At 37.0% G+C, this 15,552-nt stretch carries 13 protein-coding genes and 1 tRNA gene; 8 read left to right on the forward strand and 6 right to left on the reverse strand.

Going from position 1 to position 15,552, the window contains the following annotated elements; genetic code table 11:
• Window positions 1–81: 81 nt before the first annotated feature.
• Together proB and I6F65_RS04290 are read left to right on the forward strand one after the other, a co-directional pair.
• Window positions 82–1,188, forward strand: coding sequence for a glutamate 5-kinase (proB, locus tag I6F65_RS04285; RefSeq protein ID WP_024610440.1), 1,107 nt, complete (start codon window positions 82–84; stop codon window positions 1,186–1,188).
• Window positions 1,185–2,432, forward strand: coding sequence for a glutamate-5-semialdehyde dehydrogenase (locus I6F65_RS04290; protein WP_024610441.1), 1,248 nt, complete (start codon window positions 1,185–1,187; stop codon window positions 2,430–2,432). Before proB ends, I6F65_RS04290 begins: the two co-directional genes overlap by 4 nt.
• Before the next feature lie 83 nt (window positions 2,433–2,515).
• On the opposite strand, the gene I6F65_RS04295 is transcribed toward I6F65_RS04290, so the two are convergent.
• The 4 genes from I6F65_RS04295 to I6F65_RS04310 form a co-directional block, all read right to left on the reverse strand.
• Window positions 2,516–4,723, reverse strand: coding sequence for an EAL domain-containing protein (locus I6F65_RS04295; protein WP_197111738.1), 2,208 nt, complete (start codon window positions 4,721–4,723; stop codon window positions 2,516–2,518).
• Between the two features lie 58 nt (window positions 4,724–4,781).
• Window positions 4,782–8,000: a hybrid sensor histidine kinase/response regulator gene (locus tag I6F65_RS04300; protein ID WP_166108764.1), complete on the reverse strand. Its 3,219-nt coding sequence runs from the start codon at window positions 7,998–8,000 to the stop codon at window positions 4,782–4,784.
• Entirely contained in the window at window positions 8,000–9,262 is a 1,263-nt protein-coding gene (locus I6F65_RS04305) for a PotD/PotF family extracellular solute-binding protein (protein ID WP_024610444.1), read from the reverse strand. Before I6F65_RS04305 ends, I6F65_RS04300 begins: the two co-directional genes overlap by 1 nt.
• Before the next feature lie 181 nt (window positions 9,263–9,443).
• Window positions 9,444–9,519 (reverse strand) — tRNA-Ala (locus I6F65_RS04310).
• Between the two features lie 167 nt (window positions 9,520–9,686).
• On the opposite strand from I6F65_RS04310, the gene I6F65_RS04315 reads away from it, so the two are divergent.
• Window positions 9,687–10,082 (forward strand): hypothetical protein, encoded by a 396-nt coding sequence (locus I6F65_RS04315; RefSeq protein ID WP_024610445.1) that lies wholly within the window; start codon window positions 9,687–9,689, stop codon window positions 10,080–10,082.
• Window position 10,083: 1 nt separating this feature from the next.
• A complete protein-coding gene (locus I6F65_RS04320) occupies window positions 10,084–10,584 on the forward strand; it encodes a prolyl-tRNA synthetase associated domain-containing protein (RefSeq protein ID WP_197111697.1) in 501 nt (166 codons plus the stop codon).
• Here I6F65_RS04320 and I6F65_RS04325 read toward each other — a convergent pair.
• Entirely contained in the window at window positions 10,551–11,699 is a 1,149-nt protein-coding gene (locus tag I6F65_RS04325; protein ID WP_197111698.1) for an MFS transporter, read from the reverse strand. The two genes, I6F65_RS04320 and I6F65_RS04325, sit on opposite strands and share 34 nt — an antisense overlap.
• Before the next feature lie 198 nt (window positions 11,700–11,897).
• Between I6F65_RS04325 and I6F65_RS04330 the strand changes: the two genes are divergently transcribed.
• The 4 genes from I6F65_RS04330 to I6F65_RS04345 all read left to right on the forward strand — a co-directional run bounded on the left by I6F65_RS04330 (window position 11,898) and on the right by I6F65_RS04345 (window position 15,066).
• Window positions 11,898–12,437 carry a DUF2058 domain-containing protein gene (locus tag I6F65_RS04330; RefSeq protein WP_197111699.1) on the forward strand — a complete coding sequence of 180 codons (540 nt, stop codon included), beginning with the start codon at window positions 11,898–11,900 and terminating at the stop codon, window positions 12,435–12,437.
• Window positions 12,438–12,630: 193 nt separating this feature from the next.
• Complete coding sequence (locus tag I6F65_RS04335) at window positions 12,631–12,954, forward strand: c-type cytochrome (RefSeq protein WP_197111700.1); 324 nt, start codon at window positions 12,631–12,633, stop codon at window positions 12,952–12,954.
• Between the two features lie 142 nt (window positions 12,955–13,096).
• Window positions 13,097–13,864, forward strand: coding sequence for a class II aldolase/adducin family protein (locus tag I6F65_RS04340; RefSeq protein ID WP_197111702.1), 768 nt, complete (start codon window positions 13,097–13,099; stop codon window positions 13,862–13,864).
• A 26-nt stretch (window positions 13,865–13,890) separates the two neighbouring features.
• Window positions 13,891–15,066, forward strand: a complete 1,176-nt coding sequence (locus I6F65_RS04345) for a mandelate racemase/muconate lactonizing enzyme family protein (protein ID WP_024610450.1) — start codon at window positions 13,891–13,893, stop codon at window positions 15,064–15,066.
• An 88-nt stretch (window positions 15,067–15,154) separates the two neighbouring features.
• Here the strand turns inward: I6F65_RS04345 and I6F65_RS04350 are convergent, their stop codons facing one another.
• A complete protein-coding gene (locus I6F65_RS04350; protein ID WP_166108770.1) occupies window positions 15,155–15,526 on the reverse strand; it encodes a hypothetical protein in 372 nt (123 codons plus the stop codon).
• Window positions 15,527–15,552 lie beyond the last annotated feature (26 nt).

Here is a 15,552-nt window from a genome sequence, read left to right on the forward strand (position 1 = left end):
AAGCTATGTTTTATACGTAGCTACCTAGTTTTAGCTTATCGAGTAAAGATGAGCGCAGATAAAATGGAAAGTTGAGCTCTTATGCAAAAGTTAAATTGGCGACGTATTGTACTTAAAGTAGGTAGTGCTTTAATTGCACCAGATCAAGATGGCTGTCGTTCACGCTATTTACTAACTATCGCACAGTTTATTGTTCGTTGTCGTGCCCGTGGTATTGAAGTTATTTTAGTTTCATCGGGTTCTGTAGCAGCAGGCGCACACTTATTCCCATCGGATAAACCACGTACTGTTGTTATGAAAAAAGCAATGGCGGCGGCAGGTCAAACTGAAATGATGGCAATGTGGGATCGCTTTTTTGATTTTCCTTCAGCGCAATTATTACTAACTCATGGTGATTTACGTGACCATGACCGCTATCAGAGTATTCGCGAAACCGTATTTACCTTACTAGAGCACGGTGTATTACCTATCATTAATGAAAATGATGCTGTAACGACGGATGATCTAAAAGTAGGTGACAACGATAATTTATCAGCGATGGTAGCAGCTGCGGCAGATGCAGATGCATTATTAATATTTTCAGATGTTGATGGGTTATACGATAAAAATCCAAATTTACATGATGATGCAGTGCTATTGCCTGAAATAAAATCAATTGATGAATCTATTTATGCTATGGCAGGATGTGCTACAAGTTCAGTAGGCACGGGCGGTATGAAAACCAAAATAGAAGCTGCAGAAAAAGCGACTTCACATGGTATCGCAACATATATTATAAATGGTTTTAAAGAAGAAACATTTACACAACTATTAGCTGGCGAAAACCCTGGTAGTATATTCTTACCATACGAAAAACCAATGCAAGATTCTGTTCATTGGATGACACACACAGCAAACGAGCAAGGCGAAGTTGTTGTTGATGGATCATTTGATGAATCATTAGAAGGTGAAACAGGCTGTATTCGCGGCGATGAAATAATGGAAGTACACGGCGAGTTTGCCGTTGGTGACACTATTTTAGTTCGTAGTGAAGATGGCACTCGGTTAGCGAAAGCGACCGCAAATTATAGTAGTTGTTTGTTGAACTTTATTGCAGACAACGAACAAAGTGAATTCAGTGAAAAAATGCAGGATTCAATTGGACCTGTAATATCTGAGAAATATATCGCATTATTGGAGAAGTCATGAGCTTAATTACAGACATTTCACGTCAGGCAGCTAAAGCTGCATTAACACTTGCTTTACTCGATACCGAGACAAAAGATCAAGTATTAACAGAGATAGCAGCAGCACTTAGAGCTCAAAAAGCATTTATAATTAAAGAAAACGAAAGTGATTTAAGCGCTGCTCGCGACAACGGTTTACCAGCAGCAATGATTGATCGTTTAACACTAAACGACGAGCGTATTGAGTCAATGGCGCAAGGCATTGAAGTTATAGTTAGCCTTGATGATCCAGTTGGTCAACTGCGTGATATCACAGAACGTCCAAATGGTATTAAAATTCGTAAAATGCGCGTACCACTAGGCGTAGTTTGTATGATTTATGAAGCGCGTCCAAATGTAACAGCGGATGCCGGCGCATTGTGTTTCAAATCAGGTAATAGTGTTATTTTACGTGGCGGTAAAGAAGCGCTTAAAAGTTCACAAGCAATCGCGAGCGTAATGCATAGCGTGCTTGAAAAACACAATTTACCTTTAGCGCTTATCTCGGTAATACCCGATCCAGACCGTGCACTATTAATGGAATTAATGCAGCAACGTGAGAGTATTGACTTAATAATACCGCGTGGCGGCGAAGGTTTAATTAATTTTGTAACTGAAAACAGTACCATTCCAGTGATCCAGCATTACAAAGGTGTTTGTCATTTGTATGTAGATAAGGACGCTGATTTAGAAGTGGCAATTAACTTATTACTTAATGGTAAAACACAGCGTACAGGCGTATGTAATGCGCTTGAAGGCTTAGTTGTTCACCAAGATGTTGCTGATGAGTTTTTAAATCTGTGTGCCGTGGTATTACGCCAAGAGGGTGTAAAAATAAATGCAGATAGCCAAGCAGCTAAGTATTTTGATAACGCAACAGTGTTAGCTGATGATGAATTTGGTGAAGAATACCTAGATTTAGAAATCGCTATTCGTGTAGTACCAAGCTTTACAGCAGCGGTAGAGCATATTGCTCAATTTGGCTCAAACCACACTGAAGTAATTTGTACTAAAAACCAAACTGCAGCAGAACTATTTCAACGTAGCGTTGATGCGTCAGTAGTTATGGTTAATACATCTTCACGCTTCTCAGATGGCTCACAGTTAGGTTTAGGTGCCGAGATTGGTATCGCAACCTCTAAGCTTCATGCTTACGGACCAATGGGTCTTGAATCACTAACAACTGAAAAGTACTTAGTGAATGGTGAAGGCCAAGTACGCGAATAAGTTAATAGTATAAAATTAAAATAGAAAAGCCGAGCTATGCTCGGCTTTTCTATTTTAATGGCTAATAGTTTAGCCATTGCTTATTACTTTAGTTTTTCGAGCCAATCATTTGCTGGCTCTGGTTTATGCAAATAGTAACCTTGCAATATAACCTCAGGATATTCTTGTAATAAATCAAAGTGCGATTGATTTTCTACCCCTTCAGCAACAACGTCTAATTCAAATAAACGACCTAAACTCACAATCATATCAACAATTAACTTATCGTTATTATCAGTTGGTGCTTCTAATACAAATGAGCGGTCAATCTTAAGTTCTTGTATCGGCAGTTGTTTCAGATAGGTTAAGCTTGAATAACCTGTACCAAAATCGTCTATAGATACTCTAACACCTAACTTTTTAAGAAGGTGAACAGCCTCAATTGCAGCCTCCATATGATTTAAAAGAGTACCTTCAATAATCTCAATTGTAAGCTGTTGAGGATTAATTCCGTGTTGTTTAATTTGTTGGCTGATAAATGTTAAAAAGCGTGCCTCATGAAAATGTCTGCCACTAATATTTATAGATAAATTTAAATGTGGATGGGTTTCCCCAAGTTTAGCCAGTATTTTAAGTGCATTGGAGCTGACCCAGCAATCTAGGTCGTAAATAATATCGGATTCTTCAGCAATAGATATAAACTCACCAGGGCTTATAAACCCTTTTTGAGGATGCTCCCAGCGTAGTAAAACTTCAGCACCTTTAAGTTCTTGATTGCGATCAAATTGCGACTGCAAATACAGAGACAACTCATTTTGTGCAATTGCTTTGCGTAAATCTTGCTCTATTTCGAAGCGGCGCTTTGCTTGCTCGCCAAATGAAGTATCGAAAAAGGTGATTCTGTTACCACCTTTTTCTTTTGCTTTGTAGCAGGCAGCTTCACAATTTCTAATTGTTTCTATAGCACTTTCCCATTGATCCTCACGCGGAAAAATATAAGTGCCAATACTTACCGTTAAGCTTACTTCTTGCTCATTAACTATAAACGGGTGATTTATTGCTATAAGTAACTCTTGGGCTTTTCGCTCTGCAATTGTTTGGGCTCTAGCTCTGCCAATTCCTTTATCTACAATACACAGTGTTGCAAATTCATCGCTGCCTAAACGGGCAATAACATCTTTTTTATCAATATGAGTATGAATACGTTTAGTAAGATCTTTAAGTATATTATCTCCTGCAAGGAGCCCTAAACCATCATTTATTGAGTGAAAGCTATCAATATCGATAATATAAATATAAGCGTAGGTTTTATCCGTATTGCAGGTTTGAAGCTGTTGCTCTAATTGCTTTAAAAAGCCATTTCGATTAGGTAAACCTGTTAGCTCATCATGCCATGTTAAATAATCAATACGCTCTTGAGTTATTTTAACACTCGATATATCACTAAATACACCAATGTAGTGTACGTTAGTGTCTTGCTCACCTTTAACCATTGTTAGTGTTAAAAGCTCTGGATATAGTTCGCCATTTTTTCGTCTTGTAACAAGTTCGCCACTCCAGTAACCGGCTTTGCTTGCATGACCCCACACTTGGTCAAAACTAATACTAGGATGATTGTTTTGCTTAATATCGTGTAATTGCATTTTTAAAGAGTCAGCTTCACAGTATCCTGTAATTCGACAAAAAGAAGGGTTAACGGCAATTATTTTACCATCGCTATCTGTTATTACTACACCGTCAGCTGTACCTGTTAAAGCCTGGTAAAACAACTGTTGCTTAGAGGAAAGTAGTTTTAATTCTTCTTCTCGTTGGGTCAATTCTTGTGATAGAGATTCTATTTCGAGAAGCTTGTCGTGTAAGTCAAAGTTTTTTTCAATGAGGCGGTCTAGCATCCCTTGAGCTGTTATATGCGTGCGAATACGCGCTCTTACCAGTGCTAATTTGTAAGGCTTATGGATGTAGTCAATAGCGCCCATTGCAAAGCCTTTTTCTTCAGCCCCTTCTTCAGTTAAAGCAGTTACAAATATTACCGGGATGCCTTTAGTGTTTTGTTTAGCTTTTAATTTGTTACATACTTCGTAGCCATCCATGCCTGGCATCATAATATCAAGCAAAATTAAATCGGGGCGTGTTGACTCTACAAATATTAAAGCTTGCTCACCACTGGTAGAAACACGTACATCGTAATCAGTTAAAAGCCCTTCAACTAATACGTGTAAATTACTAGGTTCGTCATCAACAATAAGAATTAAAGGCTTTTGCCTTTGCTCATCTTTTAATTTATTGCTATTAGCGATATACGTTGAATGCACTTTTAATCCTTCTTCTGTTCTATGCATATTAAATCTAGTTCAAATTGGCAATAATTGTCTAGTTTTTATTATTATTTCTATACTGATCAATGAGCTCTATAACTAAATGGTAATTAAAGCAATCAATTGCTTCTTTAAGTTTAAGTAAGGGATGATCCCTATCATATTGATTCATTTCTAATTGCCTAATCAAACTACTTGGTATTGGTCGAGATGTTAAAGCTAATGAGTAGATTTCATCAACAGCTGAAATATCCTCTTTTTGAGAGCCTAATTGTTTACTCTTATTCTGAAAGTTTTTCGTTACTAAAAATTGCTTAACTGCATAAAGTGTTAATGTTAGTTGTTCATTAAAGTTATCTAATTCAATTGTTTTTTCATTTACTAATTTTTTCTCTACTTTTATTGTACTTTGCTCTAATAGCTCAAGCCCTAATGTGCCAGCAATTCCTTTTAACGTATGTATTAGGATCGTAAGATTATTTATCTCATTATTCTTAATTAACTTTTCGGTTTTATTTGCAAAGCTACTGTAATCGTTAATAAATTTAGAGAATAACTTTTCTAATAGTTCATCATTGTTGTCTATGTTTTCTTTAGCTAAAGGCAAGTTAATTGTGCTTAAAGTGCGATTGCTTTGTAAGTGTTTTTCTATGTTTTTATGCAGTGTATCTAAAAGAATAGGTTTAGCTAAAAAGTCATCCATACCGGCTCTTAAGGCCGCTTTTTTATCGTTTGTATGTGCTGCTGCAGTAATTGCTATAATTGGTGTTGTGTAACCTCTGCTACGCAGGGTTCTTGTTGCTTCAAGCCCATCCATTATCGGCATTTGAATATCCATAAAAATAATATCAAAATCATTTTCATCAGCAAGCTTTAGTGATTCAGCCCCATCATTTGCAATAATGACATTCATATCTAACTTTGTTAAAAGTGCTGCCATTATTTCTTGATTTATTTTGTTATCGTCAACAATAAGTGCACTAAAACCCGAAAACTGAGGAAAAGATTGTATGCTTTCAGTTTTAGGTGCTTTTGGAGACAACTTTTCTAAAAGTTGTGTTTCTGTATGTATATTTCCAATAACAGTAATATCTATATTATTATTTTTAGGGAGTTGCTCGGGATGTTCTTCATCACTGATAAGCAATATCAGTAGCAGTTTATTTTCAGTGCTTTTATTTTGTGTTTCTAGTTGCTGTAAAATAAAATTATCTTTTAACTCTTTTTTCTCAAGCGACATAATAACAATACTAAAAGGGTTGTTAGGTTGAGATATTTTAGCAATCGCCCTTAGCGGTTCTTGCGTTGTTTCGGTTGTTATATTTGTGCTGCTTAATAAGTCCATTAATTTATTAATTTGCTCGCTACTGGGGCTAATTAATAAAGCATGTTTTTTAAGAGCTTGTTGCTCCGACAGTACAAAAGGTAGAGTAAAGAAAAATTCACTGCCTTGATTTAATGCACTTCTTACCTGTATATCTCCACCAAGTAACGTGGTTAATTGCTTGCTTATGGTTAAGCCCAGCCCAGTACCACCGTATTTTCTGGTTGTGCTTGAGTCACCTTGAGAAAATGATTGAAACACCCGTTTTGACTGCTCATCAGTCATCCCTATACCGGTATCTTTTATTGTAAAGCGTAAATTTATTGTTTTTTTATGCTGAGATGATGCTTCTACTATTAAAGATACTTCGCCGTGCTCTGTAAATTTTATAGCATTACCAATGCAGTTATTAATAATTTGGCTTAAATGTAATGGGTCGCCTATAAGTTCTAAACTTGTATCTACGTGTAAAGTAAAGTTAAGGGCTAGTCCTTTTTGTTTTGCACTGGTTGAAAAAAGGTTTTGTGCATTTGAAATAATAGTATGCAGCGTAAATGGAATAGTCTCTAGTTGTACCTTTTCTGATTCAAGTTTAGAAAAATCTAAAATATTATTTAAAATATGCAATAAGTTATAAGCACTTGAAAATGCTTTATCAACATAATGCTTTTGTCTTGAGGGTAGGGCGCTACTTTGTAAAAGTTGTAACATACCGAGTATGCCGTTCATTGGTGTGCGAAGCTCGTGACTCATATTTGCCACAAAGTCGCCTTTGGCTTTATTAGCTTCGTGGGTTTGCTCCATTGAGGAGGTAAGGTCTTTATTCATTTTTTCCATTTGAATATTAAGTGTTTGAGTTTCACTTAATAGTTCTTTGGTTTGTTTGTTTTTTAAATAAAGAGTATTTGCTGCCCTTATTACCGATGCGATTTCAGTTTGACCACTATTAGTGTTTGATAAGGTAATCTGTTTTTCATTATTCATATCTTTAAGTAACTGAGTTAACTGGTTAATTGGTTTAATAATTGATTTAAAAATAAGGTAACTTACTAATGCAATTATAATCATTATTAACCCCGCAAACATATTTGCTCGCTCAGTATTTGTAACTAGTTGAGACGTTAGTTTGTCTTCAGTTATTTGTAGTTCTTTTCGTTCGGTAACTTTAACTTGATTAGCTAAATAAAGTAGCTCATTTTCAATACCAGTCAGTACCACATTAATCGAAAAGGTATAGCCACGCGTTAATAGCACAAGTTGATTGAGGGCTTGTTTTAAATCGGCTGTATTATTTATAAGGGCTCCCTTTATTTGTGGCATATTAATAAGTCTTAAATGTAAATGCTGGAGGTTTTGCTTAACATTTTGTGCTTCATCAAAATTTGGTTTGTATAAATAACTTACAGATGCATGCTCTAAGTTACTAATCGTCAGTAATATATCTGTGTAGGCGCCTTTATCTTTAATGTTGGCGTTGGTTTCTAAATTTGTTATTTGTTTTTTTAAGTCAGTAATAGGTTGTTTAAACTGTGTTGCGTAAACTAACTCTCGCTTAGCTCTGTTAATAACAACTTGATCGAATGTTTCTTGGTAGTTGTTTAGGTATTCGCCTATACGAGTTAATGTTTTTTGGTATTCAGGTGTACGTTGAAGGGTATTTGTTTTTAATAAGTTTAGGTTTAAGTGTGCAGCTGATAAATAAAAGCTAAACTTTTCAATTGTATTTTCATTGGCGTGATCTACAAATGCAATTGCTTGGCTTTGCAAAGAAATAACATCGTTCTCTAAGCTAGCTACGCTTTCGTTTTGAATAAGCGCATTATGCTGTTTTTTTTGTAAGCTTAAGAGTGACTTTTGTGAATAATTAAAAAAGTAGCTCTGTAAAATTAATAAGCTTATCAGTAGGCATAAAGCTAAAATTATTTTTGATTTTATAGATCGTATTTTCATTAGCGGCTAATCAACTCATACCATTTTTGTAAACTATAGTCATATGTTGGCATAACGGTGTTCCATACTGCAATATTACTAAGGCGTTTTAGATAGCTTCCGCCATTGCGTTGCTCTCCCGCTTTTACTGCTATTTCGCCATTAGTGTTTAATAAATCAATATTGGTTGCTTTACCATCATACCAATAGTCCCATTCAGAAGACGATAGCAGAGCTTTTGAGCGCTGTGGGTTGCTAATGTAATACCCTTGGCGAGCTATAAAAGCACCAGGCCAACCTGAGAGCCACCAGTTCATATAATCGTAGGCAGCATCTTTTACGCTATCTTGCGTTTGTGATGATAAACACATAACACCGTGCCACCCTCTGTAGCCTTCTTTTGGTGCAGCAAAGCGTACATTTACGCCTTGGCTATTGAGTGCCCCAACGGCAGGCGAAAACATACTTTCAATATGCACGCGTTCACTTTTCATAAATTCGATTGATTCAGGTACTGAGTTCCAGTAACCATTAAAATGACCTTGGCGTTTAAAATCGAGTAAAATTTTAAAAAGTCTGTCTAGTTCTGAGCGAGTTATTGAGCCTATATTATTAAATTTAATAAGCCCCTTACTTTGAGCGGCAAGTGCTAGGTCAAATAAACCAATTGTAGGCTCGTTTACAATACCCACTTTACCTTTATTGGCATCATCTAATAACCAACTCCAGCTTTCTGTTTCGTAGGCTATACCGGGTTTTATAAATTTAGTGTTGTAGCCAAATGAATCAACATTGTGTACGTAAGGTAAAAAACTAATATGATCGCTTTCTTGTGCGCTTAAACTGCCATCTGCTTGCACATTTAATAATTTATAGGGGGCGTCGCCAGCACCAATATTGGCGTTTGCTGTAAGTTTGCCCGTTTTAGTGAGTGAGTTTATTTCGTTAAAGTGGGTTAGTCGTTTTTTTTCTATTGGCTGAATAGAGCCAGCACCCCAGAGCACATTTATACTATTAGACCATTGCTCATATAAATCGAATGAGCCGGGGTTCATTGATGCTTTTTGTAATACAGCTGCGCTGCCTGCTGGGGTAAATTGTATATCGATACCTAGGTCGCTCATTGCTTGCTTTCGAATAGCTTCTTGCAAGGTAACGTGTGTGCCAAGCACTCTTAAAGTTACTTTTTTACGAGCAAATACATAAGGTGCGTGTGTAATAGCGCCTGCGGTTAAGCCTATAACTGCTAGCTTTTTTAGCGTCGAGCGCTTAGGGGTATCCATTTTAAGCCTAAAGTATTAATACACGTAACATTATGTATAGCTAAGAACTTGTAAATGCTCAAGTTGAAGTTACTAATTATAAATAAATAATTTTGTGTATTAAGAGGCAGAATAAAAATTTACTAAGAATATATTTACAGGAAATAAAGAAAGAGATTTTGCTTTGTGAAGTGTAGGAAAGTGGTGGAGCTAAGCAGGATCGAACTGCTGACCTCCTGCGTGCAAGGCAGGCGCTCTCCCAGCTGAGCTATAGCCCCACATTCCTAATTTTATGTATTACATAAAAGCTTGACTGCTGAGTTTCAAGCGGGACGAACTTTAAGTTTTTTTACATATTTGGTCAAGTATTTTTTTACTAATTTTCACTGTTTACGTCAATTTTTGATAGACTCAGCTTAATTTGAAACTAAAACGATAAAAAACAATGAAAAAATGTGTTCTAGCGCTCATGGTTTTACTTGCTGGTTGCTCTTCAATTGATGAGCCGCCTTTTGAAATAAATAATAAACAGTTTCATGAAAAACAAGATGAACAAGGAAATAAGCTTTTTGCTTATGTTGTTTCGGTAAAAGCAAAGAATCGCGAAAATTTTAATCTTGATCGCGGTCCTAACAATAGACCAAGCCGTGGTGAGGTTAAGCAGTATATTGAACAAGAGCATTTCGAAGAGTCGAGTGTTTTAAAGCTGCAGTTAGAAGACCAAGCGGTGGAGTTATTAAACCAAGAATTAAAAGAGCGTAAATATTGCGATAATAAGCATGAAGTAAATGATGTTATATGGCGAGATTTAAGTGTGCAATTAAGAGGGCGTTGTTTGTAATATGTATGCGGATAAAACTAAGTTAGCAGAGCTTTTAACGCACCTAAATATTAATTACGATGTAATAGAGCATCCGGCGTTACATACGAGCTTAGCGGCTGATGAATTTATGATTGAGCGTCCTGGTACTCGCCTAAAAAACTTATTTTTACGTGATAACCAGGGTAAACAACACTTTTTAGTTATTACAGCACACAATAAGCAACTCGATTTAAAAGCGCTCTCAAAACAACAAGGGCTTTCGCGTTTAGGATTTGCATCGAGTGAACGATTAGCTAAGTATTTAAAAGTAGCACCAGGGTGTGTATCAATATTGTCGCTTTTAAACGACAAGCAAAACGAAGTGAGCTTATGGGTTGACCAAGATATTTACAGCGGCGATTTATTTCATTGCCATCCGTTTGAAAACACCCAAACATGGTTGCTTAGTAAAGCAGACTTAAACACATTTTTTAATCACACAAATCATCAGCCACGCGTTGTATTTTTACCCTCAAAATAAGCCCACATAATTAATGACAAACCACATAAGCAAACGGCTAGTAAAGTAAACATAAATGCCGTTTGACCATGATGTTGGTATACCACTCCGGGTAATAACGAACCCAATGCGCCGCCACTGTAATAAAACGACACATATCCTCCGTTGGTTACGCTTGGTGGGGCTTTGCTTATTTTATTAACGAGCGGCGCGGCAGTTGAGTGAATTACAAACATAGCACCACAAAATAATGTAAATGCAGTTAAAAACAATACGAGTTGGTGGCTCATTAATAAAATAATACTCATGCTATAAAAGCTAAATACAGCCGCTAATAGGTGCCAAGGAGACGATGCTTTTTTAAGTAGCCAAGGTGCTGCAACAGAGGCAAGAGCACCAATTAAATAACCACTGTAAACCAAGCCTATGTCGCGAGTATTTGTTATTAAAAACGTATTTTTTAATATAAAGGGTAAATAGTTGAGTAGTGCAGCAAAGCAAAAAAACATACAAAAAACAGCGCCATAAACTTTAAGTACAGCACCTTCTTTAAGTTGCTTAATGTAGTCAAGTGGGGAGAGTTGCGACTTTGTAGTAGGGCTAATAAAGCGAGAATGTTTAATTGTTAAAGCTAAAAAAATAAGCATAAAAGCAATAACATAATAAAAACTTTGCCAATGCCATAAATCACTAAATAAAGCGGCAAGTACGCGACCAAAATAACCTCCAATTATACTACTGCCTATATAAAGGGTCATATTTTTTTGAAGTGTATCAGCGGTATAACTCATGCCTATGTAACTGGTCATTGCGGTTAAAGCTGCGGGTAGTGTTAAACCTTGTAAAAACCTAACTAATAATAAAAGCTCAAAGCTTGGTACATAGATAAACAGTAAGCAGCTGAGACCTAAAAAAATCATTGCAATACGAAGTATAAATAATGGATTTTTTTTTGCTAAAAGCAATCCGTAAACAAGCGGTGCAATAGCTAAAGGTAGCATGGCTGCGGTCATTAAACTGCCAGCAACAGCTGGTGCAACATTAAACTCGCTCGCAAAAAGAGTAAGCAAAGGTTGTGGTGCGTAAAGTACAAAAAATATAAACACAGAGCAAACAAGCAGGTGAGGTAGTCGCATAATATGGCTCAGTGCATTTGCTGGTAAGTTATGTGTATTGTATTAAAAATCACTTATATTTCATATTTAAAACCTCAATAGTTGTGCTATATCATGGTTTGTTTTAACTAGTTTGATAGATTAATGTCGATAGCGCTGTTATTTGAACTCGTTGGTGATTAAAATAGCAATAATATTAGTTTTTAGTGGAACAAAGCCATGGGTTCATTACAAGACCAATTGCTTCAAGCAGGATTAACAACATCGCACAAAGCGAAGGTTGCAAAGTCAGAAAAGCGTAAGCAACAGAAAAAGCCAAAAAAAGGGGCTACTAGCAACCCTAGTGACTTACAAAAGCATATTCAACAAACTAAACTTGAGCAGCAAAAAAAGGCTGAAGAGCTTAATAAAACACGCCAAGGTGGTTTAAAGCAACGTGAGCAAGAAGCGCGTGTTAAACAAATATTAGAGCACCATAACCAAGATGCTATTCGTGGTGAGCGAACATTTAATTTTACTTTTGAAAATAAAGTAAAAAATATAGATGTGAACGAAAAAACCCAAAAAGCGTTATCGGGTGGTCGTCTAGCTATTTGTGTACTTGAAGGGTTGTTTTATGTATTAGATGATGAACCAGCACGAAAAGTAGCTGAAGTAGATGAAAAATATATTGTTTTTCATGTCGAGCCAGAAAATAAACCTAAAGATGAAGACGATCCATATGCAGATTTTGAAGTGCCAGATGATATAGTTTGGTAGGAAGTTATTAATTATTAAGTGTCGGCTCATTTTTGTTTGTTAAGCTGAACAAACAAAGATGAGCAGAAACGAGTTAGCAGTGTGTGGTTAAGTTGATCGTCTAGCGTCGTTTCGTACGTATGCTTTTTATTTGGTTGTTTATTGCAATCAATTGAACTGTTTTTTCTAACCGTCAAAAAGAAGAGTAAATACAATGAGCAAGATGAAAACACTATTACTAGGCGCGGGCATTAGTTTAGCCGCAAGTTTTTCGTTTAACGCTGCCGCAGCCGATGGCGCTGCATTATATACAGCTAAAAATTGTCAAACTTGTCATGGGGCTGAAGGTAAAGCACCAATTATGGGTATGTACCCTAAGCTAAATGGTCAAAATAAAGATTACCTATTAGCGCAAATGAAAGATATTAAATCAGGTGCACGTAACAACGGTATGACCATAGCAATGAAAGCGATGGTAGCAGCGGTAACTGATGAAGAATTTGAAGCAATTGCAGATTATCTAGCTAACGTAAAATAATTTACGCAGTTATTTAGCTTTATAAACAGCCACACAATAGTGTGGCTGTTTTGTTTGGTATTTGCTATAACATCGAGTCTGCTTTAGACTTCTAAACATCTATTCGTACAGGCTAATAATGTACGTTTTTAAAAGGCTTATTATGTTTGATTTACCCCAACTAGATTTAAAAAACAAAGTATCAGCACAAGAATGGCAATTACGCGTTGATTTAGCCGCATGTTATAGGCTGGTAGAACATTTTAGATGGGGCGATTTAATTTATACGCATTTATCAGCACGTTTGCCTGGCACCGATTATTACTTAGTAAATGCTTTTGGTTTGACCTTTGATGAAGTTACCGCCTCTAATTTAGTGAAGGTAGACTTAAACGGTAATATTATCGACGATACACCATTTAGTATTAACCCCGCTGGCTTTACTATTCATAGTGCGATTCATGAAGTACGCGAAGACGCGCATTGTGTTATTCACCTTCATACTAAAGAAACAATTGCTGTTGCAACGCAAAAAAATGGTTTGTTACCGCTTAGCCAGTATTCAATGTTTTCACTGCCATCGCTTTCTTATCATGGCTACGAAGGGCTTGCGGTAAACGACGATGAGCGAAAAGTGCTGCAAGATGATTTAGGCAGCACTAACCACATGTTATTAGTAAACCACGGTGGCTTAACTGTAGGGCCTACCGTTGGTGATGCGTTTATGCGCTTTTATGATTTACAGCGCGCGTGTGAAATACAATTGGCATTGCAATCAAGCTCGCAAGAGGTTATTGAAGTACCGCAGCCTATAATCGATAATATTTATAATCAAGCAAACGTAGTGCACAGTGGCAGTACTGGCGGGCAACTTGCGTGGCCTGCTATGTTACGTAAAGCGTATCGACTTGACCCTAGTTTTGCAAAATAACCCATAGCGGTTAATAAGGAATTTTAATGAAAGTAAATCGCGTTGAAGTATTTGATATTCACTGTCCTGATAGACCTTCTTGGACGCCAGTATTTGTACGTATTCATACAGATGAAGGCATTAGTGGTGTTGGCGAAGCCGGTCTTGCTTACGATTTAGGCCATAGTGCTGCAGCGGCTATGATAAAGGAAATGGCCGATGCTTTTTTAATTGGTCACGACCCATTTCAAACAGAAAAGCTATGGTCACGTATGTTACGTGAAAGCTTTTGGGGCTTAGGCGGCGGACCTGTTGTGTATGCCGCAATGAGCGCAATAGACACCGCTCTTTGGGATATTAAAGGAAAAGCGCTTGGATTACCGGTCTATCAATTACTAGGCGGTAAAGTTAACGACAAGCTACGTACTTACGCATCGCAATTACAGTTTGACTGGGATAGCGAATTTAAAGCGCTAGTACAGCCACAAGAGTATGCAGAAGCTGCTTTAAAGGCAATAGCTGAAGGTTACGATGCAGTAAAAGTAGACCCAATTCAGTATGATAAAGACGGTAATACTTATTACGACCGTACAAAAATAATCTCACGTACTGAAATGAAGCTATACCGTGCACGTATGCAAGCTATTCGCGAAGCGGTAGGCGACGAAGTTGATATTATTTTTGAATGCCATAGCTTACCAGGCGTTACAACGGCCATTCAGTTAGGTGAAATTGCAGAAGAGTTTGACTGTATGTACTTTGAAGAGCCAGTTAACTATTTAAACCATTCATTACACGCAAAAGTAGCTGATAAAGTATCAGTGCCTATTGCTGGTGGTGAGCGTTTGTATAATCGTTGGGGTGTACGTCCGTATTTAGAAGATCAAAGTATTGATGTACTACAGCCGGATATTGGTTTGTGTGGTGGTTTTACCGAAACTAAAAAAGTATGTGACTACGCAGATATTTTTGATGTGCGTATTCAAGCTCACGTATGTGGTGGTCCGGTTGCAACAGCAGCATCACTGCACTTAGAGACCGCTATTCCTAACTTTTTGATTCATGAGCATCATACTTATGCGATTAAAAAGTGGAACCGTGAATTGTGTTTACAAGACCCACAACCTAAAAATGGTTTCTTTGAAGTGTCAGAAGAACCAGGGCTTGGCATTGAGCTAAATGACGAGATTGTTATGCGCTCTCAACGCGTAGAAATTAAATAGTAATCTTTTAGTTAAAATTTGAGTTACATATTAAAGAGCCAGCAAGTGATTTTTACTTGCTGGCTTTTTTGTTGTTTGGGTACGCTCGTTATAGCTCATTAATTTTGCATTCTGCATTTTTAAGCTCGATCGTTGCTTTACTATCAAGGTGGCGTATATAGCACTGCTCACCTTTTATCATCAGTTCAAACCTATCGGGATTATTAAGACTTTGAGTGTCTATTGCGTTGTTATTATTTACGTTGCTAAGTGTGACTGTGCTGCTGGTAGTAAATACATTGTCAGCTAGTTGAACCTGCTGCATGTGTATAAGAGTTTTGATTGCGTTGCTAACGGCCATTTTATTTGGACTAACAAGTAAGGCATGTTGAAGCTTAGGTGTAGGGTCTGCGCCTTGAGATATACAGCCATTGAGTAGAGCTGCTGAAAATACAACGATTAGTAAAAAGTACACCTTCATAAACTACTCGCATTATTAGCAAAAGA

The sequence above is a fragment of the Pseudoalteromonas sp. SWXJZ94C genome, assembly GCF_015864385.1.
In the GTDB taxonomy this organism is placed as follows: Bacteria; Pseudomonadota; Gammaproteobacteria; order Enterobacterales; family Alteromonadaceae; genus Pseudoalteromonas.

Bases quoted from the DNA above. Each gene is read 5' to 3' on its own strand.
- proB (WP_024610440.1), top strand. From the start codon at position 82: ATGCAAAAGTTAAATTGGCGACGTATTGTACTTAAAGTAGGTAGTGCT.
- I6F65_RS04290 (WP_024610441.1), top strand. From the start codon at position 1,185: ATGAGCTTAATTACAGACATTTCACGTCAGGCAGCTAAAGCTGCATTA.
- I6F65_RS04300 (WP_166108764.1), bottom strand. From the start codon at position 8,000: ATGAAAATACGATCTATAAAATCAAAAATAATTTTAGCTTTATGCCTA.
- I6F65_RS04305 (WP_024610444.1), bottom strand. From the start codon at position 9,262: ATGGATACCCCTAAGCGCTCGACGCTAAAAAAGCTAGCAGTTATAGGC.
- I6F65_RS04315 (WP_024610445.1), top strand. From the start codon at position 9,687: ATGAAAAAATGTGTTCTAGCGCTCATGGTTTTACTTGCTGGTTGCTCT.
- I6F65_RS04320 (WP_197111697.1), top strand. From the start codon at position 10,084: ATGTATGCGGATAAAACTAAGTTAGCAGAGCTTTTAACGCACCTAAAT.
- I6F65_RS04325 (WP_197111698.1), bottom strand. From the start codon at position 11,699: ATGCGACTACCTCACCTGCTTGTTTGCTCTGTGTTTATATTTTTTGTA.
- I6F65_RS04330 (WP_197111699.1), top strand. From the start codon at position 11,898: ATGGGTTCATTACAAGACCAATTGCTTCAAGCAGGATTAACAACATCG.
- I6F65_RS04335 (WP_197111700.1), top strand. From the start codon at position 12,631: ATGAGCAAGATGAAAACACTATTACTAGGCGCGGGCATTAGTTTAGCC.
- I6F65_RS04340 (WP_197111702.1), top strand. From the start codon at position 13,097: ATGTTTGATTTACCCCAACTAGATTTAAAAAACAAAGTATCAGCACAA.
- I6F65_RS04345 (WP_024610450.1), top strand. From the start codon at position 13,891: ATGAAAGTAAATCGCGTTGAAGTATTTGATATTCACTGTCCTGATAGA.
- I6F65_RS04350 (WP_166108770.1), bottom strand. From the start codon at position 15,526: ATGAAGGTGTACTTTTTACTAATCGTTGTATTTTCAGCAGCTCTACTC.